At 64.9% G+C, this 23,422-nt stretch carries 22 protein-coding genes, 1 tRNA gene and 1 pseudogene; 6 read left to right on the forward strand and 18 right to left on the reverse strand.

The annotated features are described in order from the left end of the window. Positions 1-122: 122 nt before the first annotated feature. Positions 123-404, forward strand: a complete 282-nt coding sequence (locus EDC22_RS07455; RefSeq protein ID WP_132806021.1) for a hypothetical protein — start codon at positions 123-125, stop codon at positions 402-404. A gap of 69 nt (positions 405-473) precedes the next feature. Continuing rightward, positions 474-586, forward strand: a pseudogene (locus EDC22_RS07460) (IS481 family transposase); the annotation flags it as partial. A gap of 153 nt (positions 587-739) precedes the next feature. Here the strand turns inward: EDC22_RS07460 and EDC22_RS07465 are convergent. Continuing rightward, positions 740-815, reverse strand: a tRNA-Lys gene (locus tag EDC22_RS07465). Between the two features lie 130 nt (positions 816-945). On the opposite strand from EDC22_RS07465, the gene EDC22_RS07470 reads away from it, so the two are divergent. Then, the gene (locus tag EDC22_RS07470) at positions 946-1,401 is read left to right on the forward strand and encodes a DUF4864 domain-containing protein (protein WP_165926832.1); all 456 of its coding nucleotides are present in this window, start codon (positions 946-948) and stop codon (positions 1,399-1,401) included. On the opposite strand, the gene tgt is transcribed toward EDC22_RS07470, so the two are convergent. The 6 genes from tgt to coaD all read right to left on the reverse strand — a co-directional run bounded on the left by tgt (position 1,402) and on the right by coaD (position 5,654). Continuing rightward, positions 1,402-2,535, reverse strand: a complete 1,134-nt coding sequence (tgt, locus tag EDC22_RS07475) for a tRNA guanosine(34) transglycosylase Tgt (RefSeq protein ID WP_132806023.1) — start codon at positions 2,533-2,535, stop codon at positions 1,402-1,404. Then, complete coding sequence (queA, locus tag EDC22_RS07480; RefSeq protein ID WP_132806024.1) at positions 2,532-3,620, reverse strand: tRNA preQ1(34) S-adenosylmethionine ribosyltransferase-isomerase QueA; 1,089 nt, start codon at positions 3,618-3,620, stop codon at positions 2,532-2,534. The genes tgt and queA overlap by 4 nt, the downstream gene beginning before the upstream one ends. A 69-nt stretch (positions 3,621-3,689) precedes the next feature. Next, positions 3,690-4,163: a peptidylprolyl isomerase gene (locus EDC22_RS07485; RefSeq protein ID WP_132806025.1), complete on the reverse strand. Its 474-nt coding sequence runs from the start codon at positions 4,161-4,163 to the stop codon at positions 3,690-3,692. Between the two features lie 33 nt (positions 4,164-4,196). Continuing rightward, positions 4,197-4,751, reverse strand: coding sequence for a peptidylprolyl isomerase (locus tag EDC22_RS07490; protein WP_425385519.1), 555 nt, complete (start codon positions 4,749-4,751; stop codon positions 4,197-4,199). Between the two features lies 1 nt (position 4,752). Next, a complete protein-coding gene (locus EDC22_RS07495; protein ID WP_132806026.1) occupies positions 4,753-5,163 on the reverse strand; it encodes a hypothetical protein in 411 nt (136 codons plus the stop codon). Next, a complete protein-coding gene (coaD, locus tag EDC22_RS07500; protein ID WP_132806027.1) occupies positions 5,160-5,654 on the reverse strand; it encodes a pantetheine-phosphate adenylyltransferase in 495 nt (164 codons plus the stop codon). The genes EDC22_RS07495 and coaD overlap by 4 nt, the downstream gene beginning before the upstream one ends. A 185-nt stretch (positions 5,655-5,839) precedes the next feature. Here coaD and EDC22_RS07505 point away from each other — a divergent pair, with 185 nt between their 5' ends. Continuing rightward, entirely contained in the window at positions 5,840-6,160 is a 321-nt protein-coding gene (locus EDC22_RS07505) for a hypothetical protein (protein ID WP_132806028.1), read from the forward strand. Here the strand turns inward: EDC22_RS07505 and gyrA are convergent. After that, on the reverse strand, positions 6,157-8,937 hold the full coding sequence (gene gyrA, locus EDC22_RS07510) for a DNA gyrase subunit A (RefSeq protein WP_132806029.1): 2,781 nt from the start codon (positions 8,935-8,937) through the stop codon (positions 6,157-6,159). The two genes, EDC22_RS07505 and gyrA, sit on opposite strands and share 4 nt — an antisense overlap. A gap of 257 nt (positions 8,938-9,194) precedes the next feature. On the opposite strand from gyrA, the gene EDC22_RS07515 reads away from it, so the two are divergent. Then, positions 9,195-9,827, forward strand: a complete 633-nt coding sequence (locus tag EDC22_RS07515) for a MarC family protein (RefSeq protein WP_132806030.1) — start codon at positions 9,195-9,197, stop codon at positions 9,825-9,827. A 189-nt stretch (positions 9,828-10,016) separates the two neighbouring features. Next, on the forward strand, positions 10,017-11,066 hold the full coding sequence (locus EDC22_RS07520; RefSeq protein ID WP_132806031.1) for a cytochrome-c peroxidase: 1,050 nt from the start codon (positions 10,017-10,019) through the stop codon (positions 11,064-11,066). Between the two features lie 105 nt (positions 11,067-11,171). On the opposite strand, the gene EDC22_RS07525 is transcribed toward EDC22_RS07520, so the two are convergent. From EDC22_RS07525 to nuoL, 10 genes are all read right to left on the reverse strand, one after another. After that, positions 11,172-11,918 (reverse strand): ABC transporter ATP-binding protein, encoded by a 747-nt coding sequence (locus EDC22_RS07525; protein WP_132806032.1) that lies wholly within the window; start codon positions 11,916-11,918, stop codon positions 11,172-11,174. Positions 11,919-11,921: 3 nt separating this feature from the next. Further along, complete coding sequence (locus EDC22_RS07530) at positions 11,922-13,196, reverse strand: lipoprotein-releasing ABC transporter permease subunit (protein WP_132806033.1); 1,275 nt, start codon at positions 13,194-13,196, stop codon at positions 11,922-11,924. A gap of 145 nt (positions 13,197-13,341) precedes the next feature. Continuing rightward, positions 13,342-14,661: a proline--tRNA ligase gene (gene proS, locus EDC22_RS07535; RefSeq protein ID WP_132806034.1), complete on the reverse strand. Its 1,320-nt coding sequence runs from the start codon at positions 14,659-14,661 to the stop codon at positions 13,342-13,344. Between the two features lie 501 nt (positions 14,662-15,162). Beyond that, the gene (locus EDC22_RS07540) at positions 15,163-15,438 is read right to left on the reverse strand and encodes a DUF1467 family protein (RefSeq protein ID WP_132806035.1); all 276 of its coding nucleotides are present in this window, start codon (positions 15,436-15,438) and stop codon (positions 15,163-15,165) included. A 17-nt stretch (positions 15,439-15,455) separates the two neighbouring features. Then, positions 15,456-15,860, reverse strand: a complete 405-nt coding sequence (mce, locus tag EDC22_RS07545; RefSeq protein ID WP_132806036.1) for a methylmalonyl-CoA epimerase — start codon at positions 15,858-15,860, stop codon at positions 15,456-15,458. Between the two features lie 31 nt (positions 15,861-15,891). Further along, positions 15,892-17,562 (reverse strand): ribonuclease J, encoded by a 1,671-nt coding sequence (locus EDC22_RS07550; RefSeq protein ID WP_132806037.1) that lies wholly within the window; start codon positions 17,560-17,562, stop codon positions 15,892-15,894. Between the two features lie 8 nt (positions 17,563-17,570). Then, complete coding sequence (locus tag EDC22_RS07555; RefSeq protein WP_132806038.1) at positions 17,571-18,401, reverse strand: biotin--[acetyl-CoA-carboxylase] ligase; 831 nt, start codon at positions 18,399-18,401, stop codon at positions 17,571-17,573. Between the two features lie 2 nt (positions 18,402-18,403). Next, complete coding sequence (gene nuoN, locus EDC22_RS07560) at positions 18,404-19,846, reverse strand: NADH-quinone oxidoreductase subunit NuoN (protein ID WP_132806039.1); 1,443 nt, start codon at positions 19,844-19,846, stop codon at positions 18,404-18,406. Positions 19,847-19,856: 10 nt separating this feature from the next. Continuing rightward, positions 19,857-21,368 (reverse strand): NADH-quinone oxidoreductase subunit M, encoded by a 1,512-nt coding sequence (locus EDC22_RS07565; RefSeq protein ID WP_132806040.1) that lies wholly within the window; start codon positions 21,366-21,368, stop codon positions 19,857-19,859. Continuing rightward, positions 21,368-23,422 carry an NADH-quinone oxidoreductase subunit L gene (gene nuoL, locus EDC22_RS07570; protein WP_132806041.1) on the reverse strand — a complete coding sequence of 685 codons (2,055 nt, stop codon included), beginning with the start codon at positions 23,420-23,422 and terminating at the stop codon, positions 21,368-21,370. The genes EDC22_RS07565 and nuoL overlap by 1 nt, the downstream gene beginning before the upstream one ends.

The following is a 23,422-nucleotide window of genomic DNA, read 5'->3' on the forward strand; positions in this document are numbered from 1 at the left end:
GGTGATGGAAATCCCGGGGCGCATGGCCCAGACTCGCATGCGACGCCGCTCGAGGGAATCCCTCTCGGGATTCAAATGTCAGACGTGATCCACTAGAGATCGCACGGACCTTCGATCCGTCATTGGAGCTGAAGTACAACAAGTTCTACATCGGGCTCGCGCGCAACCGCCAGCCGTACAATTTCGTGACCTTCCGCCCGAAGAAGGGGCACATGACGCTGGAGCTAAAGCTGAAGCAGTCTGATGAGATTGATGCCAAGATCAATGGCGCAGGGCTCGACACCCTCGAATACAGCAAGAGATGGGGTCTGTATCGTATTCGCCTCGGGACGGGCGACGTCGAAAACCATAAGGATGCGATTGAGGAGCTGATGCGGCTCGCCTACGACTACCGCAACGGCTGACAAAGAAACCCCGCCTTTCGGCGGGGCTTCAGTCGTCGATCAAGGCCGTGTCAGGCCGCGGGCTTCAACGACCTCGACCAGTGGCTGGCCACTACAACACCGAACGGCCGCACCTCGGCTACCGAAACCAGGGGCGCAGGCCGATCGAGACGATCAACTCATTCGTCAGTCAAGAAGCTTAAGAGGACAGGTGATCAGCCCTTGGGCGATAAGATCAGCCTTGTAAGGCCCCGACCAGCGCCGGGGCTTTTTCGTGGACACAGTGCGGACACCAACCAGCCGATGTCCAAATTCCGCCGCGACGTACCTGTAAGTAATTGCTTTTTCAGGGATTTTGGTGAGCCCGGTGGGACTCGAACCCACGGCCTACTGATTAAAAGTCAGTTGCTCTACCGGCTGAGCTACGGGCTCGGAAGTGCCGGGACCGTAGGGGTCCGCAGGCTATCGGTCAAGCTCAAGCTCGCCTCCGCGCGCCGCGCGCCTGGCACCCTGTGGTCAGATCCGGATCGCGCCGGAGAGCGTAAAATGGGTTATGATCAAGATGGTCGACAGTCAAAGCATGTTCCGGGTACGGGCCTGGCGTCGCTGGCTGCTTGTGGTGGCTGGCGCGGTGATGTTCGCCAGTGTCTCGGCGACCGCCTCCGCCGAGAAGAACCGCGACGCCACCGACGTCCAGCACATCATCGCCGACCAGATCGCCGCATTCGCGGCCGGAGACAGCGCCCGCGCCTTCGCCCACGCCGCCCCGTCGATCCAGATGCGCTTCCGCACTCCGGCGATTTTCATGCGGATGGTCGAACAAGGTTATGAGCCGGTCTTCCGTCCGCGCAGCTTTGCCTTCGCCGACTTCACGGCAGAGGGCAACCGCGCCTTGCAGATGCTCGAAGTTGTCGGTCCCGACGGCGCCTTCTGGGTCGCGGTCTATACCCTCGAGAAACAGCCGGACGGAACCTGGCGCATCAGCGGCTGCTACCTGCGACCCGGGACCGGGGCCTGATCATCCGCGCGGCGGAATGTCGCCTGCCGCCCAAGCGCGCCGAATCGCCTCGGCATGGTCAGCGAGCCTCCCCGCTGCGATCGCTGCGCGGATGCCGTCCATGAGCTGCTGGTAGTAATGGACATTGGCCCAGGTGAGCAGCATTGCGCCGAGCATCTCGCCCGCCTTGATCAGATGGTGCAGATAGGCGCGCGAATAGTCGCGGGCAGCAGGACAGTCGCTCTCCTCGTCGAGCGGACGCGGATCGTCGGCATGACGGGCATTGCGCAGGTTGATGCGGCCGCGCCGTGTATAGGCCTGGCCGTGGCGTCCCGCCCGTGTCGGCATCACGCAGTCGAACATGTCGATGCCGCGCATCACCGACAGCAGGATGTCCTCCGGGGTCCCGACGCCCATGAGATAGCGGGGCCGGTCGGCAGGCAGCGCGGGAACGGTCACGTCGAGCGTCTCCAGCATGACCGCCTGCGGTTCGCCGACCGCGAGTCCGCCGACCGCATAGCCATCGAAACCGATGTCGACGAGGCCGGCGGCCGAGCGCAGGCGCAGGGCCGGCACCGTTCCACCCTGAACGATCCCGAACAGGGCGCGGGAGGAATCGGAGCCGAACGCCCGCTTCGAGCGCTCCGCCCATCTGAGCGACAGCTCCATCGCCCGCTCGGCCTCGGCGTCGGCGCATGGCAGCGCAACGCATTCGTCGAGCTGCATGGTTATGTCGGCGCCGAGCAGCCGCTGGATCTCCACCGAACGCTCCGGGCTGAGCCTGTGCTCGCTGCCGTCGAGATGCGAACGGAAGATGACGCCGTCCTCGGTCAGCTTCCGCAGGCTTGACAGCGACATGACCTGGAAACCGCCGGAATCGGTGAGGATCGGCCGCGGCCAATTCATGAAGCGGTGCAGTCCGCCGAGTTCCGCGACCCGCTCGGCGCCGGGCCGCAGCATCAGATGATAGGTGTTGCCGAGAACGATGTCGGCGCCGGTCGCCCGCACCGTCTCCGGGAACATCGCCTTGACTGTGGCAGCCGTGCCGACCGGCATGAACGCCGGCGTTCGCACAGCGCCGCGATGGAAGGCCAGAGTGCCCAGCCGGGCGGCGCCGTCCCTGGCATGGATGCTGAAGCTGTGCGGAACGTTCATTCGGTCGGCCCCGGAAACAGCAGGCAGGCATCGCCATAGGAGTAGAAGCGATAGCCCGACTCGATGGCGTGCGCATAGGCCCGCCGCATCGTCTCCAGCCCGGAGAAGGCCGAAACCAGCATGAACAATGTCGAGCGCGGCAGGTGGAAGTTGGTCAACAGCACGTCAACTGCGCGGAACCGGTAGCCCGGTGTGATGAAGATGTCGGTTGGCCCCGAGAACGGCCGGACTCGCCCATCCTCCGAGGCTGCCGATTCCAGCAGGCGCAGCGAGGTCGTGCCGACCGCGACGATGCGCCCGCCAGCCGCCCGCATCCGGTTGATCAATTCGGCCGCCGCAGGCGTGACGGAACCGATTTCCGCATGCATGCGATGCGCCGCGGTATCGTCGGCCTTGACCGGCAGGAAGGTGCCTGCGCCGACATGCAGGGTGACGCCGACACGGCCGATCCCGCGCTGGTCCAACGCGGCGAGCAGTCGGTCGGTGAAGTGCAGACCGGCGGTCGGGGCGGCGACCGACCCCTCCACGCGGGCGAAGATCGTCTGGTAGTCGACGGCGTCGCGCTCGTCCACGGGTCTGCGCGCTGCGATGTAGGGCGGCAGCGGCAGCTCGCCGAGCTCGGCAATCGCCTGGTCGAGCGCGGGACCGTGGAAGGAAAAGGAAAGCGTCACCTCGCCGCCCTCGCCCTTCGCCTCGACCACCGCGTCGAGCATGCCGAGCAGGCACACGCGCCCCTCGCCGCCGAAGCGGACGACGTCGCCCGGCTGCAGCTTGCGGGCCGGCTTGACGAATGCCTGCCAGCGCGAGCCGTCGAGGCGCATGTGCAGCGTCGCCTCGATCTTCGGCTTGGTACCGCCGCGCCCGATCCTGCGCCCGTGCAGCCGCGCCGGGATGACACGGGTGTCGTTGAACACGAGCAGGTCGCCGGACGCCAACAGACGCGGCAGGTCGAGGACGCCGCAATCCTCGAGCTCCGGTATCGCGCCGGGGCGCACCGCGAGCAATCGCGCCGCATCGCGCGGCTCCGCCGGACGCAGGGCGATGCGCTCCTGCGGAAGCTCGAAATCGAACAGGTCGACGCGCATTCTTTCCTGCCCGGCCGACCGGCCGCAACGCCCGGCGAGCCGCGGCGGCTGTTCCGCGGCTTTCGCCGTTCAATTCAGATCCGCCGCGACCTTCATCGAGACGATGCTGTCGGGATCGCGCACGGGCTCGCCGCGCTTGATCTTGTCGACGTTCTCCATGCCCTCGATCACCTTGCCCCAGACCGTGTACTGACGGTCCAGGAACGGTGCGTCCTCGAAGCAGATGAAGAACTGGCTGTCGCCGGAGTCCGGATTGGCGGCACGCGCCATCGAGGCGGTCCCGCGCTTGTGCGGCTCTGCGTTGAACTCGGCCTTCAGCTTCCGTCCGGACCCTCCGGTGCCTGTGCCGTGCGGACAGCCCGTCTGGGCCATGAAGCCGTCAATGACGCGGTGGAAGACGATGCCGTCATAAAAGCCCTGCCGTGCCAGTTCCTTGATGCGGGCAACATGGCCAGGCGCCAGGTCCGGACGCATCTCGATGACCACCCTGCCCTTGGTGGTTTCCATGATGAGGGTATTCTCGGGATCGGCGTACTGGGACATGGGAGGTCTCCTCGATGCGCGCTTCGATGTGGATCAATTGACGTCGGCAGCGATCCTGGCTCTGACGATCCGGTCGGGATTACTCACCATGCCGTTCTGCGCGACGCTACCCTTCTTGATCGCGTCGACATGCTCCATTCCCTCGATCACCTCTCCGAACGCGGTATACTGGCCGTTCAGATGCGGCGCCGGGGCAAACATGATGAAGAATTGGCTGTTCGCGCTGTCCGGATCGGACGTGCGCGCCATGCCGAGGACGCCGCGCTCGAAGGGTGTCCCGGTAAATTCGGCCTGCAAATCCGGATACTTCGAGCCGCCGGTGCCGGTTCCGGTCGGATCGCCGGTCTGCGCCATGAAGCCCTCGATGACCCGGTGGAACGGGACACCGTCGTAGAATCCTTCGCGCGTCAGCGTCTTTATCCGCTCGACATGAGCCGGCGCGAGGTCCGGCCTCAGACGGATCACCACCCTGCCCGACGGCACCTCCAGGATGAGCGTGTTCTCGGGATCGGAAGACTGGGCCTTGGCCGGAAGCGCAAGGAACAGGGCAGCGACGAGGATCGCCGCAGCGCGGGACATCATGCTCATGTCAGGGACCATCACAGGCTAGCGGACGAATGGATCGACCGTGCAGTTGCAGCCAGCCATGCTGGCGGGTCGTTCCGGCTTCCTCGTTGCGGAAAAGCCGTGCAGCGGCGAGCGGGTCGTTGACACCGTGATCGGCCGCACCGCCCGCATAGACGGAGGACTGCCCGATCATCACCGAACGTGCTGCCGGATCCTCGACGAGACCCGCCGCTGCCGACGTCCCGACCGCGTCTGCCGTGCCGACGCGGTTCCAGGTCGACGCATGGACCGCGGGCAAGCCGCGGTTGATCTCCACATAGGTGTCGGAAGCATCGAGCATGGCGAAGTGTATCGTCTCGACGATGACCGCGGGCATGGCAAGGCCGAGGGCGATCTGCACACCCCCTTCGAGTAAGCCTGAAGTCGGGATCATCCAAGGACTTCCTTCAGCCGCCGGGCGACGGCGGCCGGCACAAAGGCCGAGACATCGCCGCCCATGCCGGCGATCTGACGCACGAGACTGGCGGCAATGTGGCGGCAACCGGCCGAGGCGCCAAGAAAGACCGTATCTACGGCTGGAGCCATTGCGGCGTTCATACCGGCCATCTGCATCTCGTAGTCGAAATCGGTCGCATCCCTCAGGCCGCGGAAGATGACGGCCGCACCGGCCTCGCGCGCCGCATCGACCACAAGGCCGGAAAAGGTGACCACCCGCAGCTTCGCCCCGGCCGCGGCCACAAGCCCGGCCGCTTCCTGCTCGATCATGGCGCAGCGCTCGGCCGGCTCGAACAGCGGCGTCTTGCCATGATGGACGCCGACCGCGACCACCAGCATGTCCACCATGCGCGCCGCACGCCCGATGATGTCGAGGTGGCCGTTGGTGATGGGGTCGAACGAGCCGGAATAGAGACCGATGCGGATCATGGCGCGTGGATAGCCCGCCGGGCGCCGCCACACAAGCCGTGTCTGCCGGACCGTCTCGGCGGCTGCAGGTAACGGAATATTCAGGATGAACGAGACCTGAACGGCCGATTCGGCCTTCGTTCAGAATTGATCCCTATGATCGCCTTCAACAATCGGGCAAATCCGAAGAGCTGGGGCGTCAAGACATGAAGTTCATCAATCGCTATGCACCTGTGACCTTGTGCGCCATTGCCGGTATTCTCGCCTTCGCGATCGCGAACGAGCCCGGAGAGGCCGAGGCCTCGCGCGACGGGGCTATCACGCGCGATCTGCGCATGTCCATCCATGACCGTTCATCCGACGTGGCACGGCGCTGCCCGGAAGCGGTCTGGCCCAATCTGGCCGCCGAATGCATCCTGCACAGCGGCGCCGAGACCGCGACCCGCAGCATCCGGCGGATCGAGGTCGACGACCGGACGATCCGGCAGAAGCGCGAGGAGCTGTATCGCATCTCGATCGGCGGTTAGCGAGGCCCCGGCAAGCTCTCGCCGCCGCCCTCGACACCGGGACCGGTGTGGCCGCCGACCTGCTCGCCGGCATCCTCTTCCTCACTGATGCGCTGGACGGAGACCACCTCCTCATCCTTGGAGGTGTTGAAGACGATGACGCCCTGAGTGTTGCGCCCTGCGACACGAATTCCGTCCACCGGCACCCGGATGAGCTGGCCGCCATTGGTGACAAGCATGATCTGATCTGTCTCCTCCACCGGGAAGGAGGCGACCAGCGGGCCGTTGCGCTCATTGACGACCATGGCGACGATGCCCTTGCCGCCGCGTCCCGTCACCCGGTACTCGAAGGACGAGGTGCGCTTGCCGTAGCCGTTTGCCGAGACGGTCAGCACGAACTGTTCGGCAGCGCTCATCTCGGCGTAGCGGGCTTCGCCCAATTCGACGCCGTTGCCGGCCTCCGGCTCCCCCTCTTCCTGCGTCTCCTCGGCGACCTCGCCGGCGAGTGCGCGGCGCATCTTCAGGTAGGTCGAGCGTTCGGCCGGCGTCGCATCGAAATGCCGCAGCACGGTCATCGAGATGACGCTGTCGCCGTCGGCAAGCGCGATGCCGCGCACTCCCGTCGACTCCCGCCCCTTGAACACCCGCACCTCGGTGACCGGGAAGCGGATGCACTGGCCGCGGGCGGTGGTCAGCAGGATGTCGTCATCCTCCGAGCAGGTCCATACTCCGGCGATCGCATCGCCCTCGTCGAGACGCATTGCGATCTTGCCGTTGCGGTTGACCTGGACGAAATCGGACAGCTTGTTGCGACGCACCGTGCCGCGGTTCGTCGCGAACATCACGTCGAGCGAAGCCCAGCTCTCCTCGTCCTCGGGCAGCGGCAGCACCGTGGTGATCCGCTCATCTTCGGCCAGCGGCAGCAGGTTGACCAGCGCCTTGCCGCGCGCCTGCGGTGCGGCGACTGGCAGGCGCCAGACCTTCATCTTGTAGACCATGCCGCGTGAGGAAAAGAACAGAACCGGCGCATGGGTGGAGGCGACGAACAGCCGGGTGACGAAATCCTCGTCGCGCGTCGACATTCCGGACCGGCCCTTGCCGCCGCGGCGCTGCGCGCGGTAGGTGGACAAGGGCACCCGTTTGATGTAGCCGGCGTGACTGACCGTGACGACCATGTCCTCGCGCTGGATCAGATCTTCGTCCTCGAAATCGCTTTCCGCCTCGACGATCTCGGTGCGCCGGGGCGTTCCGAACTCCTCTTTCAGAGCGGTCAGTTCGGCCCGGACGATGGACTGGATGCGGGAGCGCGAGCGCAGGATGTCGAGATAGTCGGCGATCGACTCGCCGAGCTTGTGCAGTTCGTCGCCAATCTCGTCGCGCCCGAGCGCTGTCAGCCTCTGCAAGCGCAGATCGAGTATCGCCCGTGCTTGCTCCTCGGACAGCCGGTAGGTGCCGTCCTCATTGAGGCGATGACGTGGATCGGCGATCAGCTCGATAAGCGGTGCCATGTCTCTCGCCGGCCAGTCGCGCGCCATCAGCGCTTCGCGCGCGGTTGCCGGATCCGGAGCGGTGCGGATCAGGTGGATCACGTCGTCGATGTTGGCGACCGCAATCGCCAGACCGACCAGCACGTGGGCGCGATCGCGGGCCTTGGCCAGCAGGAACTTGGTTCGGCGGCCGACCACTTCCTCCCGAAAGGTGACGAAGGCCTGGATCATGTCGAGGAGCGACATCTGCTCCGGCCGACCGCCGTTCAGTGCCACCATGTTGACGCCGAAGCTGGTCTGCAGTGGCGAGTACCGGTAAAGCTGGTTCAGCACGACATCAGCCATCGCATCGCGCTTCAGCTCGATCACCACCCGCATGCCCTGGCGGTCGGACTCGTCGCGTATGTCCGAGATGCCCTCGACGCGTTTGTCGCGAACCAGCTCGGCGATCTTCTCGATCATCGTCGCCTTGTTCACCAGATACGGGATTTCGGTGATAACCAGAGCCTCGCGCTCCTTGCGCACCGTCTCGGTGTGGACACGGCCGCGCATCACGATCGAGCCGCGCCCGGTGGTGTAGGCCTGTCGAATGCCGCCGCGACCGAGAATGATGCCTGCAGTCGGAAAATCCGGTCCCGGGACGAGCTCGCTCAGCCGCTCGAAATCGAGCGCAGGATCCTCCATCCAGGCGATGCAGGCATCGACAATCTCGCTAAGATTGTGCGGCGGGATGTTGGTCGCCATGCCAACGGCAATGCCGCCAGCGCCATTGACCAGCAGGTTGGGGAAACGCGCCGGAAGGACGGTCGGCTCGCGCTCGGAATTGTCGTAGTTGTCCTGGAAGTCGACCGTGTCCTTGTCGATGTCTTCCAGCATTGCCTGGGCAACCTTGGCGAGGCGCACCTCGGTGTATCGCATCGCCGCCGGCGGATCGCCGTCGATGGAGCCGAAATTGCCCTGCCCGTCGAGCAGCGGCAGGCGCATCGAGAAATCCTGCGCCATGCGAACGAGCGCGTCGTAGATCGACTGGTCGCCGTGCGGGTGATACTTGCCGATGACGTCACCGACGACGCGAGCCGACTTCCGGTACGGCTTGTTCCATTCGTAGCCGTTCTCGTGCATCGAGTAGAGGATGCGCCGATGTACCGGCTTCAGGCCATCGCGAACATCCGGCAGCGCGCGGCTGACGATCACGCTCATCGCGTAATCGAGATAGCTGCGGCGCATCTCGTCGGTGATCGAGACCGGGCGAATGTCGCTGGGCGCGCCCGGCAGTCCTTCGCCGGACGGGGGAAGCTCTGACTCTGCCAAGGTGTTCTCTTCCGGAGGGTTCCGAGGAACCTTTTTCTTACCCGATTCCGGGCCGTTCGGGCAAACCCGGCGGGCGGCTTTGCACAGACGAATTCTATCGAAAAATCAGGCGATTATGAGGCGGGTTGGAGAGGAATACCGGCACCGCTGCGGCGCCGTCGGCCAGCGGCACGCCCCACAGCGGCTTGCCGGCCCGCCAGCGAGGGACCAGACTCCGCGCAGGTGTGCGCGCGGCCCCTTGCCGTCCGGGGTTGGACATGAGCCTTGAAAGCCTGATCGCGGCCTTCGTCACGCTGTTCGTGATCATAGATCCGGTCGGCATTGCGCCGATCTTCCTCGCCCTCACCGGTGACCGGACACCCGCCGGGCGCCGGCGGGTCGCGCTGCGGGCCGTCCTGATCGCGGCGGCAGTGCTGATCCTGTTCGCGCTGGTCGGCCGCTGGCTGCTCGGGGCCATGGGCATAACGCTTGCCGCCTTCCGCGTCGCGGGCGGACTGCTGTTGTTCTGGATCAGCTTCGAGATGGTGTTCGAAAGGCGTCAGCAGCGCAAATCCACCACGGCCGAACGCTCGGTTGCCGAAGAGGCCCACGACGACGTCGCCGCCGTGCCACTGGCCGTTCCCCTGCTGGCCGGGCCGGGAGCCATCACTGCGGTAATTCTGCTCGCCGCCCCGGCAGGTAGCGATGCCGTCAGACTTGCCCTTGTCGTCGGCGTCGTGCTGGCGGTGCTTGCGGCCACGCTGGCGGTGCTTCTGGTGGCGGTGCCCCTCGACCGGATCATGGGCAACACCGTGCGGATGGTGGTCACGCGCCTGCTCGGCGTGGTTCTGGCTGCGCTGGCGGTTCAGTTCGTCGCGGATGGTGTCCTCGCCCTGGCGGGAACGACCTGAGCGAACACCTGCGGAGGAACTGCGACATTCGGCTCGCCCTCCGGTTGATCCAGGTCAAGAGGCTGCGTCCGGTCCCGATTAGGCTTGTTCCAGTGGAGACGCCGCCCGAATGCCCGCGCGGAATGCACATGGCGCGCGAGCCGGTACCGCGGGGCCAGCGGAGTGCGGCGAACGCGAACGAGGCACGCCATGAAGAGACTCCTGCATATCGCAACGACGACAGCCGTAGCGTTGGTCTGCGCCGTATCCCTCGCGACCGCAGAGGACTTGCGCGAGCAGGCACTCGAGGTGTTCAGGCCGCTGCCCTCGACCATTCCGGCGGTCAAGGACAATCGCATCACCACGGAAAAGATCGAACTCGGCAAGGCTCTGTTCTTCGACCCGCGCCTGTCGGCGAGCGGCGTCTTCAGTTGCAACTCGTGCCACAACCTTGCGACCGGCGGTGACGACAACCTCGAAACGTCGATCGGGCACGGCTGGCAGCGGGGACCGCGCAACGCGCCGACGGTGCTGAATGCCGTTCTCAACGAGGCTCAGTTCTGGGACGGCCGCGCGGAAGACCTCAAGGCGCAGGCGAAGGGCCCCGTCCAGGCCAGCGTCGAAATGGCCAATACGCCCGACCAGGTCGTCGCCACGCTCAAGTCGATGCCGCTCTACGTGGCATGGTTCGAAGCGGCATTCCCCGACGAGGACGATCCGGTCACCTTCGACAACATGGCCAAGGCAATCGAGGCATTCGAGGCCACCCTGATCACGCCCGCGCCGTTCGATGCCTATCTCAACGGTGACGACGCGGCGCTCACCGACCTCGAGAAGCGGGGCCTCGCCCTGTTCATGGACAAGGGCTGCGCGGCCTGTCACAGCGGCGTCAATGTCGGCGGGCACGGCTACTATCCGTTCGGCCTGATCGAAAAGCCGGGTGCGGACATCCTGCCGGAGAATGACCGGGGCCGGTTCGAGGTTACCAAGACCGTCGACGACTCCTACGTGTTTCGCGCCTCGCCGCTGCGCAACATCGCGGTCACGGCCCCCTACTTCCACTCGGGACGTGTCTGGGACCTTGGCGTGGCTGTCGCAATCATGGGGACCGCGCAGCTCGGCGAGGAACTGGACGATGAGGAAGTCGAGGCGATCGTCGCCTTTCTCGGTTCGCTGACCGGAACGATGCCCGCCATCGCCTATCCCGTCCTTCCGCCGGAAACGGCCACGACGCCCCGGCCGCGAGCCGAACTCCAGTAGGCAGGACCTGGCGGTCCCGAGATCGGCGACTGACCTGACCCGACGCCCGGATCCACCGGGCGTCGGTCGCGCTGTACCGGCAGGGACGCCGCCGGTGCACCGATCCTACAGCTCGACGATCCGTCCCTCGCGCAAGGTGACGCGGCGGTCCATGCGCGCCGCAAAGTCGAGATTGTGGGTGGCAATCAGTGCCGCCAGTCCGGTTCCGTGGGCGAGTTTCAGCAGCATTGCGAAGACATGTTCGGCAGTATCCGGGTCGAGATTGCCGGTCGGTTCGTCGGCAAGCAGGATCCGCGGCGCGTTGGCGACCGCACGCGCGATCGCCACGCGTTGCTGCTCACCTCCGGACAGTTCGCCCGGCCGATGCATGGCGCGCTCGCCGAGCCCCAGGAACGCCAGAAGCTCGGCCGCACGACGCTTCGCCTCGGTCTTGTCGAGACCAGCGATCAGCTGCGGCAGGACGACGTTTTCCAGCGCGGTGAACTCCGGCAGAAGGTGATGGAACTGATAGACGAAGCCGATGGCGCTGCGCCTCAGCGCCGTACGCCGACCGTCATCGAGCCCGGTCGTATCGCTGCCACCGACATAGACGGAGCCCTCGTCAGGTCGCTCCAGCAACCCGGCCACGTGCAACAATGTCGACTTGCCGGCACCCGACGGGCCGACGAGCCCGACGATCTCGCCGGGCGAGACCACGAGATCGACGCCGCGCAGAACCTCGAGCCTCGTCTTACCCTGGCTGTAGGACCGCGTGACCCCGGCGAGTACCAGCGCATCGGGGTCGCGGAACGGCCGGTCGATCAGCGGATCTGCCGCGGCTTCTGACTCGCTGCCCTGGTGCAAATCGACCATCGGCTACTCGTAGCGCAGCGCTTCTACCGGGTCGAGACGGGCGGCCCGCCAAGAAGGGTAGAGCGTCGCCAGGAACGACAGGACCAGCGCCATGACCACGACCGCAATGACCTCGCGGGCGTCCATTTCGGCGGGCAGACGGCTCAGATAGTAGAGTTCCGGCGAAAACAACTCGGTTCCGGTGAGACGGGACAGGCCCTGGCGGATCGACTCGACATTCCAGCAGATCACCATGCCGAGCATCAGCCCGGCGAAGGTGCCGACGAAGCCGATCGAGGCACCCGTGATCAGAAACACGCGCATCACCGCGCCGCGCGTCGCCCCCATGGTGCGCAGAATGGCAATGTCGTGGCCCTTGTCCTTCACCAGCATGATGAGGCCCGAGACGATGTTCAGCGCGGCGACCAGGACGATCATGGTCAGGATCAGGAACATGACATTGCGTTCAACCTCGAGGGCCGAGAAGAAGGTCTGGTTGCGCTGGCGCCAGTCCGACACGAAGATCGGCCGGTCGATCACCTCGTCGAGCGAACGACGAAGGGCGTCGACATGATCGGGATTGTCGATCATCACCTCGACGCCGGTGGCCATACCGTCCATGTTGAAGTATGCCTGCGCCTCCTCGAACGGCATGAAGATGAAGGCGCCGTCGTACTCGGACATGCCGATCTCGAAGACAGCTACGACAGGATAGGCCTTGATCCGCGGCGTCGTGCCAAACGGTGTTGCGGCGCCGCGTGGCGAGATCAGCGTCAGCCTGTCGCCGGCGCTCAAGCCGAGCCGCTCGGCAAGGCGGGCACCGACCGCAATCCCCTCGCCCTTGTCGAAGCCTTCGAGCGTGCCCTGAAGGACGTTGCGGGCGACACTGCCGAGCTGCTGCAGATCCGCCTCCCGCATTCCACGGACCAGCGCCCCGAATCCGCCGAGCGGCGAGGAGGCGAGCGCTTGTCCCTCGACGAAGGGGAAGGACAGGCGCACTCCCGGAATGGTCTCGATCGCCGCGTCGACTGCCTCGTAATCGACGAAGGGGGTATCGTAGCCCTGAACGACGGCGTGGCCGTTCAGTCCGAGGATCTTGTCCATGAGTTCAGTGCGGAAGCCGTTCATCACCGCCATCACCACGATCAGCGTGGCGACGCCCAGCATGATGCCGAGAAACGAGAACCCGGCGATGACCGAAATGAAGCCGGCCCTGCGCTGAGCGCGCAGATAGCGAAGCGCCAGGAGCCACTCGAACCCGGCAAACGGGCGCGTACCGGCGACGGCGCGGTCGGTCATGTTCGAGCCCCTCCGGTCCGTGCCGCTGCCATCTGCGCCGTCCGCCACTCACCCGCCGCAGTCATCCCGGCTTTCCGCTGCACTCCGGCCGCGATGATTTGGTGACATTGCGGCCAAGCGAGCGGCATCAACTCCCCTGCCCACTTCACCCCGCCAGTCGCGCGAGCGCCGATTCGGCCGACAGCGCGTGCCGCTCGCCGGTTGCGCGCCTCTTGATCTCGACGGTTCCCTCGGCGAGTCCCTTGGGCCCAACGATGAGTTGCCAGGGTAGGCCGATGACATCCATGGTCGCGAACTTCGCCCCGGCCCGCTCGTCGGTATCGTCGTAGAGCACGTCGCGACCGGCCGCCCGCAACTTGTCGTACAGGTCACCGCAAGCCGTATCGGTCATCGGATCCCCCGCCTTGAGGTTGATCAGGCCGACATCGAACGGCGCGACGGAATCGGGCCAGACGATTCCAGCCTCGTCATGACTGGCCTCGATGATGGCGGCGACAAGGCGTGTCGGTCCGATTCCGTAGGAACCCATGTGGACAGGCCGCTCCACCCCGTCCGGGCCGGCAATGACGGCCTTCATCGGCTCGGAGTACTTGGTGCCGAAATAGAAGATGTGACCGACCTCGATACCGCGGGCCGAGATGCGCCGCTCGGCCGGGACTTCCGCCTCGAAGCGGGTCGGCTCGTGCTTCTCGTCCGTCGCGGCATAGAAGGAGAGCCATTCGCTGACGATCGGCGACAGATCCGAGTCGAAATCGGTATCCTCGGCCGGAATCGGCAGATCGAGCAGCGCCTTGTCGCAGAACACCTCGCTCTCGCCTGTCCTGGCGAGGATGATGAATTCGTGGCTCATGTCGCCACCGATCGGACCTGATTCCGCCACCATGGGGATCGCCTTCAGGCCAAGGCGGGCAAAAGTGCGCAGATAGGCGACAAACATGCGGTTGTAGGAGGCCCGCGCGCCTTCCTGGTCGAGATCGAAGGAATAGGCGTCCTTCATCAGGAATTCGCGTGAACGCATCACGCCGAAGCGCGGCCGCACCTCGTCACGGAACTTCCACTGGATATGATAGAGGTTCAGCGGCAGGTCGCGGTAACTCCTGACATAGGCGCGGAAAATCTCGGTAATCATCTCCTCATTGGTCGGCCCGAACAGCATTTCGCGCTCGTGCCGGTCCTGGATACGCAGCATCTCCTTGCCGTAATCGTCGTAGCGGCCGCTCTCGCGCCAGAGGTCGGCGGACTGGATGGTCGGCATCAGGAGCTCGATCGCGCCGGCGCGGTTTTGTTCTTCGCGAACCACCTGCTCGACCTTGCGCAGAACCTTGAGTCCGATCGGCAGCCAGGCATATATGCCGGCGGCTTCCTGTCGGATCATGCCTGTGCGCAGCATCAGGCGATGCGAGACGATCTCCGCCTCTTTGGGGGTTTCCTTCAATATCGGCAGGAAATAGCGGGAGAGGCGCATGGAGTTCGGCACCTTGTCGTTGGCGATCGTCGGGCGACACAAAGCGCATTGACGGGCAAAACACAAGGGCGAGTCAGGGACTGCCAATCCAGTCGCCCGAGCGTCGCTCCGTTCGGATGTCGAACATGCCGGCGACTTTGCGGACATATGGTCCGGCAAACGTGTCGCATCGAGAAGCATATTGCAACGTTGCCGCGGGCCTGTAATATCGCTGCATAAAAAAGAGGCCCACTGCCCATGATGTCTTGCAGCAGCAAGGCACAACGGTCCAGGTCTCGGGAGGAACGCAACATGCCGGTACGCCGAAAACGGCGGCCGCCGTTGTGTCGTAGGTTTGGTTGAGGTCGCCCGACCGACGGATATTCGATGACTGAGAAGCAAGGCGTCGCCTTGCTTTTTTTGTTTTGCCGCGGGCCGTTCCTGCCTTGCGGCGTGATGCCTCGGATCAGCTGCACCGGACTGCGAACCGGCTCTACGCAGAACTCGCGTCGCAACAGAGGGTCAGAGCGGCACCGAAAAGTCCGGCAGGAAGGGGATATCGTCGAGCGTGACGCCGAGGACTGCGACGACGAACCACAGCAGGAAGAAGATCACGCCCGAAACGACGGTCGTTGCAAGAACCTTGCGCATCAGCTGTGGGTTCATGGGTGCGCTCGCGGCCGAGCCCGGCACCACGTCGTTCGCCTCCTCCTGCGTGCGCACCCCCCACGGCAGGATGGCGAACAGCACGATCCACCAGATGACCAGATAGATCGCGAGCGCGCTGAGCAGCGTCATGGTGTCTTGCCGTCCGATCAGGCCTGCTCAAGTTCGACCAGCGTCCCACAGAAGTCCTTGGGATGAAGGAACAGAACCGGCTTGCCGTGGGCGCCGATGCGCGGTTCGCCGCCGCCGAGAACACGGGCGCCCTCGCCGATCAACCGGTCGCGGGCCGCCAGTATGTCTTCCACCTCGTAGCACAGATGGTGAATTCCGCCGTCGGGATTGCGGTCCAGGAACCGCGCGATGGGGGAATCCTCGCCGAGTGGCTCGAGCAGCTCGATCTTGGTGTTGGGAAGCTCGACGAAGACGGTGGTGACGCCGTGATCGGGCTGGGGCACGGCGTCGGACACCCGGCCACCCAGCGTGTCTCGATAGACTGCTGTCGCCGCTGCGAGATCCTTCACTGCGATCGCCACGTGATTGAGACGCCCGATCATGCCGACCTCCTCCGCTGCAAGCCTACGCCGCTCATACCTCGAGCACGAACACGTGGCAAATCGGCTTCTTGCCCCACTTGGCCTGAACCGAATTTCGGACCGTGCGCCGCAGCGTCTCAGCCAGCGCCTCGGGATCGCGCCGGCGGGCGCGGGGCAGGCTGTCGAGCGCGGCATCCACACTGTCCGCAACGAGCTCGAAGAAGGCTTCTCCGTCGCCGGTGCGCTCCGGAAGGCCGATCAGCTCGATCTGCGGATCGGACGCGATCTCGCCGCGCTCGTCGATTGCCACGCCAATTCCGACAAACCCCGCAAAAGCGAGCTTGCGGCGCTCACGGATCGCCTCGGCATCCGCCCGGATGATGACCCGACCGTCCTTGTAGAGCCTGCCTACCGGTGCTTCGTCGATGATCCCGGCAGGACCAGGGGCGAGCTGCACCATGTCGCCGTTGTATGCGACGATCACCCGCTCGACGCCCATCGAACGGGCCAGTTTCGCGTGCTCGTGCAGATGCAGTGCCTCCCCGTGCACCGGGACGGCCGCGCGCGGCTTCACCCAGGCATACATGTCACGCAATTCGTCGGACCGCGGATGGCCGGACACGTGCACGAGATGGGTCCGGTCGGTAACCACCTCGATCCCTGCCTTGACGAGCGCATTGACCACCGCTCCGACCTCCCGTTCGTTGCCGGGTATCGTGCGGGCCGAATAGACGACCATGTCGCCGCGCGCCAATTCGATTGTCGGATGATTGCCACCGGCGATCCGCGTCAGGGCGGCACGTGGCTCACCCTGGCTGCCGGTGCACAGGACCACCACCTTGTCGCGCGGCAGGCGCTGATAGCCATCCTCGCCGAGGAAGGCCGGCAGACCGTCGAGCAGACCGAGTTCGCGCGCAACCGCGATCACCCGCTTCATCGCCCGTCCGACGACGACGACCTGCCGGTCGGCGGCGAGCGCCGCCTCACCGACCGAGCGGATCCGGGCGACATTGGATGCGAATGCCGTGACCGCGACACGGTTCTCCGCTGCCTTGATGATCTCGCCCAGGGACCTGGCAACGTCGCCCTCGCCTGGCGAGCGACCGTCCCGGATCACATTGGTGGAATCGCACACAAGCGCGTCGACGCCCTCGGCGCCCAGCGCGACGAAGGGCGCCGGGTCGAACGGAACGCCGACGACCGGCTGCGGATCGACCTTCCAGTCGGCCGTATGCAGCACGGTGCCGGCAGGCGTGCGGATCACGACCGAATTCGGCTCGGGAATGGAATGTGTGACGGAGATCAGCTCGATATCGAAGGGTCCTACCGCGAACCGACCACCGAGCGGCACCACCTCCACCGGAATTTCGGCCGCACCATGTTCCTCGGCAAGCTTTGCGGCCAGCAGCCCCGCCGTGAATGGCGTCGCGTAGACCGGTACCCGCAGGCGCGGCCACAGCTCGGCGAGCGCGCCGAAATGGTCCTCGTGTGCATGGGTGAGCAGGATGCCGACCAGATCCGCGCGTTCGGCCTCGATGAAGGCGATGTCCGGCAGGATCAGGTCGATGCCGGGGAGATGCTCCTCGGCCGCAAAGCTGACGCCACAGTCCACCATCAGCCATTTGCGACCGCGTGATGTACCGTAGCCGTAGAGGGCGAGATTCATGCCGATCTCGCCAACACCACCAAGCGGCAGGAAGACCAGATCCGTCTTGCTCGCCATCGCGATCCTCACGACGTCGTGCCAAGCGATGCGACGGTCCCGAAATGCACCTCACCGGCTGCGATGCTGATGCGCTCACCCGCCTCGGTCGCCACAACCAGGCATCCATCCTCATTCAGCGTTTCAAACGTCCCGCGCACGATCCGCTCGCCGACCCGCACTGCCACGGAGCCGCCGAGTCCAGCAGCCCGGTCGAGCCAGTCCGCCCGAACCGCCGCCAGCCCCCTGCCCCCGTCCCACTGGGCATGACGTACGACCCAGGCGTCGGAGAGGGCAGCGAACACCGCACCCGCATCGGCCTCGATACCCAGGTCGGCGAGGCTCGTGGCGGGATAGGGAACATCGACCGGTGATGCCGCGACATTGACGCCAATACCGATCACGATGGCCGTAACCCCGCCGGGCAAAGCCTCGGATTCGAGCATGATCCCGGCAAGCTTGGCGCCACCGGCCAGAACGTCGTTCGGCCACTTCAGCTCGAATCGTGTCCCGCCCGGCGCCTCAGCACCGTCGAGTGCCGTTGCGGTCGAAAGTCGCGGTGCGATCCGGCTAAGGGCATCGGACAACGCCAGTCCCGCGACGAACCCGAGGCTCGCTGCTGCAGCGATCTGTACCGGACCGACCAGCAGGAGACTGGCACCGAGATTGCCCACCGGTGTCTGCCAGGTCCGGCCGCGCCTCCCCCGTCCCTTCCACTGATGCGCAGTGACAACCCACAACCGGCCGGGATCGCCGGCCCGGGCCCGCACAAGCGCCTCGTCGTTGGTCGATCCGATGCTGTCGAACGCTGCGAGGCGGTATCCGGCGGCCGCCGCGGCCGCGCCGAGCACGAACCGCATCGTCAGAACAGCGACCGGGCGGCGGTTCCGGCTATGGCGACGAGCGGCGCTGGATAAAGGCAGTAGATCAGCATGGCGAAGCCTGAAACGCCGAGGACCGCCTTGAGTTCGCCGCCCATCGGCTCGAACCGGGCGACCGGCTCGTCAAAGTACATGATCTTGACAATGCGCAGATAGTAATAGGCGCCGACAACGCTGGTCAGCACGCCAATGACCGCAAGCGCGTAGAGCTCGGCCTCGATCGCAGCCAGAAAAACGTAGAACTTGGCAAAGAATCCGGCGAGCGGCGGAATGCCCGCGAGCGAGAAGAACAGCATCGCCAGCATGAACGCGGCAAAGCCATTGTTGCGCGACAAACCGGCAAGATCATCGATGGTCTCGACCGTCGTGTCGCCGCGCCGCATCGCCAGGATGAAGGCGAACGTCCCGAGCGACATGACGATGTAGATCGCCATGTAGATGATGACGCCGCGCACGCCCGCCTCGCTGCCCGCAGCCAGCCCTACCAGCGCGTAGCCCATGTTGGCGATCGAGGAATAGGCCATCAGCCGCTTGATATTGCGCTGGCCGATGGCGGCGAAGGCACCGAGTGCCATGGAGGCGATCGATAGGAAGACAATGATCTGCTTCCACTCGCCGGTCAGCGCCGGAAAACCTTCTATGACTACGCGCACCATGAGGGCCATCGCCGCGACCTTCGGTGCGGCCGAGAAGAAGGCCGTGACGGGTGTCGGCGCGCCCTCGTAGACATCGGGAGTCCACATGTGGAATGGCACGGCCGAGATCTTGAAGGCAAGTCCGGCGAGTACGAACACGAGGCCGAAGATCAGACCGACGGAGGCGCCGGTGGCGGCGACCGAACCCGCAATCCCGGTGAAGGAGACGGTTCCGGTGAACCCGTAGATCAGCGAGGCGCCGTAGAGCAGCATCCCCGACGACAATGCCCCGAGCACGAAGTACTTGAGGCCTGCCTCGGTCGAACGCACGGAATCGCGCTGGATGGCGGCAATGACGTAGAGCGACAGGCTTTGCAGCTCGAGCCCGAGATAGAGCGCGATCAGGTCGTTGGCCGACACCATGACGAACATGCCGCAGGTCGCGAGCACCATCAGCACCGGATACTCGAACCGGGTCAGATGGCCGTAGCGCATGTAATCGACCGACAGCAGGATCGCGACCGCTGACCCGATGGCCACGAGCGTCTTCATCAGCCTTGCGAAGGGATCGAGGACAAAGGAACCGCCGAACAGCGCCGCGCCGTCGGCCGGCACAAGCCAGACGAGAATGCCCGCCGCAATCAGAAGTGCCATCGACAGCCCGGCGGTTATCGACGAGTTCTTGTCGTTGCGGAACACGCCGATCATCAGCGCCACCATGGCGCCAACGGCCAGCAGGATCTCCGGCGCGGCTGGCAGGAGGGTGGGGATCGTCAGGTCCGGCTGCATGGCTGCTCCCTCACTCGGCCAGGGCGGCGAGGCGCGAGGCCTGGTCGAGCGCGGCGTGGTACTGGCTTACCAGGTTGTCGACGGAAACGGCGGTGGCATCGAAGATCGGCATGGGATAGATGCCGAACAGGATGGTCAAGGCGACGAGCGGCGCAAGGATCGCGATCTCGCGTCGGGTGAGATCGCGGATTGGCTTCAGGCTCTCCTTGTCGAGCTTGCCGAAAATGACCCTGCGATAGAGCCAGAGCGCATAGCCGGCGGAGAAGATGATGCCGCTGGTGGCGAATACGGCAACCCAGCTGTTGACCTGGAAGGCCGCCAGCAGCGTCAGGAACTCGCCGATGAAGCCCGATGTACCCGGCAGGCCGACATTGGCCATCGTGAAGACCATGAACGCGGCCGCGTAGAGCGGCATCCGGTTGACCAGCCCGCCATAGGCGGCGATCTCGCGCGTGTGCATCCGGTCGTAGACGACACCGACGCACAGGAACAGCGCGCCGGACACGATGCCGTGCGACAGCATCTGGAACAGCCCCCCCTGGATGCCCTGCACCGAGCCGGTGAAGATGCCCATGGTGACGAAGCCCATGTGCGCCACCGAGGAGTAGGCGATCAGCTTCTTGATGTCGGTCTGCACCAGCGCGACCAGCGAGGTATAGATGATCGCCACCACCGACAGGGTGAACACGAACGGCGCGAACATCTCCGATGCTTCGGGGAACATCGGCAGCGAGAATCGCAGGAAGCCGTATCCGCCCATCTTCAGCAGGATGCCGGCGAGGATCACCGACCCCGCGGTCGGTGCCTCGACATGGGCGTCGGGAAGCCACGTGTGGACCGGCCACATCGGCATCTTGACCGCAAAGGAGGCGAAGAAGGCGAGCCAGAGCCATGGCTGCATTGCCGACGAGAAGGAATGAGTCATCAGGGTCGGGATGTCGGTCGTCCCGGCCTGCCAGTACATCGCCATGATGGCCAGGAGCATCAGCACCGAGCCGGCCAGCGTGTAAAGGAAGAACTTGAAGCTTGCATAGATGCGCCGCTTGCCGCCCCAAACCCCGATGATCAGGAACATCGGGATCAGCCCGCCCTCGAAGAACAGGTAGAAGAGTACCAGATCGAGTGCGCAGAAAACGCCGATCATCAGCGTTTCGAGCACGAGAAAGGCGATCATGTACTCCTTGACGCGGACCGTCACCGACTGCCAGCTCGCCAGGATGCAGAACGGCATCAGGAAGGTGGTCAGGATGACGAACAGCATCGAGATGCCGTCGACACCCATGTGGTAGGTGATCGTGCCGCCGAGCCACTCGTGCTTCTCGACGAACTGGAAGGCCGACGTGTCCGGATCGAAATAGATCCAGATCAGCAGCGACAGCAGGAAGGTGATGAAGGTCGTCCACAGCGCCACGAAGCGGGCATTGCGCACGGCCGTCTCGTCCTCGCCACGAATGGCGAAGATGAACAGTGCCCCGACGATCGGCAGGAACGTGACCAGCGAGAGCAACGGCCAACCAGACATCAGCGGACGCCCCCCGCGAACATGTACCAGGTGATCAGGGCCGTCACCCCGATCAGCATGGCAAAGGCATAGTGGTAGAGGTAGCCGGTCTGGAGTCGGACCACCTTGCGGGTCACGTCGAGCACGCGCGCCGAGATGCCGTCAGGACCGAATCCGTCGATCAGCCAGCCATCGCCCTTCTTCCACAGGAAACGGCCGACCCATTTCGTGGGCCGCACGAACAGAAAGTCGTAGATCTCGTCGAAGTACCACTTGTTGAGAAGGAAGCGGTACAGGACGTCAAACTGGCGCGCGAGCGCGCCCGGCGTTGCCGGACTGACGACGTAGAAATACCAGGCCAGGCCGAGGCCGAGGAGCATCGCCACGGTCGGCGTCCAGACGATCAGCGCCGGCACCTCGTGCATGTCGTGCAGGATGTGGTTCTCCTCCGACAGGTAGAGTGCGCCACGCCAGAACGCCTCATATCCCTCGCCCATGAACAGGGATTTGAAGGCGAGGCCCGCACCCAAGGCGCCGACGGCCAGCACCGCAAGCGGAACCAGCATGACCGGCGGCGACTCGTGGACATGATGCAGCACGTCGGACGGCGCGCGCGACTTGCCGTGGAACGTCATGAAGATCAGTCGCCATGAATAGAATGCCGTCAGCAGCGCGGCGAAGGTGGTCAGTCCGAAGGCATAGCCAGCCATCGGGTTGTGGCCGACATAGGTCGCCTCGATGATCGCATCCTTCGACACCCAGCCGGCGGTCAACGGGAAGCCCGTCAGCGCCAGCGTTCCGATGATCATCATCCAGTAGGTGAAGGGGATCAGTTTCCTGAGACCGCCCATCCGGCGCATGTCCTGCTCATCGGACATTGCATGGATCACCGAGCCTGATCCGAGGAACAGCAAAGCCTTGAAGAAGGCATGGGTGAACAGGTGGAAGATGCCGATCGAATAGGCGCCCACGCCGAGCGCGGCGAACATGTAGCCGAGCTGCGAGCAGGTCGAATAGGCGATCACCCGCTTGATGTCGTTCTGGACGAGCCCGACTGTCGCCGCGAAGAATGCCGTGGTCGCTCCGACGAAGGTGACGACCGTCAGCGCCGTCTCCGACAGCTCGAACATCGGCGACAGACGGGCGACCATGAAGACACCGGCCGTCACCATCGTCGCCGCGTGGATCAGCGCCGAAACCGGCGTCGGACCCTCCATGGCGTCCGGCAGCCAGGTGTGCAGCAGGAACTGCGCCGACTTGCCCATCGCGCCCATGAACAGCAGGAGACACATGACGGTCAGCGCGTCGATGTCGGCCCCGAAGATGTGGATGGTTCGACCGGTTGCGTCAGCGGCGTTGGCAAAGACGGCGTCGAAGGAGATCGAGCCGTAGATCATGAACACGCCGAAGATGCCCAGCGCAAAGCCGAAATCGCCGACGCGATTGACCACAAACGCCTTGATCGCCGCGGCGTTCGCCGAGGGCCGCTGATACCAGAAGCCGATCAGCAGATACGAGGCGAGGCCGACGCCTTCCCAGCCAAAGAACATCTGCAGGAAGTTGTCAGCCGTCACCAGCATCAGCATGGCGAAGGTGAACAGCGATAGATACGCGAAGAACCTCGGCCGATGCGGGTCGTGCGACATGTAGCCGATCGAGTACATGTGGACGAGCGCCGAGACGGTGGTGACCACCACCAGCATGACGACCGTCAGCGTGTCGATCCGGAAGGCCCACTCCGCCGTCAGCGACCCCGACACGACCCATGGCAGGACCTGCACGCGGGCATCGTTGCCGTTGATGCCGACATCGACGAAGGATACCCAGGAGAGGATCGCCGAGACGATGAGACAGCCCGTGGTGATCAGTTCGGCGGCACGCGATCCCTCGGCCGCCTCGTGATGGTCGTGGTGCCCGCCATGCCCATCACCGTGATAGGGCGCACCAGCATGTCCGCCCCCATGTCCGGAATGCATATCGATCCCGGCAGGATGGCGCTTGCGCGCACCCAGGAGCGTGATCAGTCCGGCGAGGATCGCACCGATCAGCGGCAGGAAGACGATCGCCGAATACAT

Source organism: Tepidamorphus gemmatus (assembly GCF_004346195.1).
Lineage (GTDB): Bacteria > Pseudomonadota > Alphaproteobacteria > Rhizobiales > Tepidamorphaceae > Tepidamorphus > Tepidamorphus gemmatus.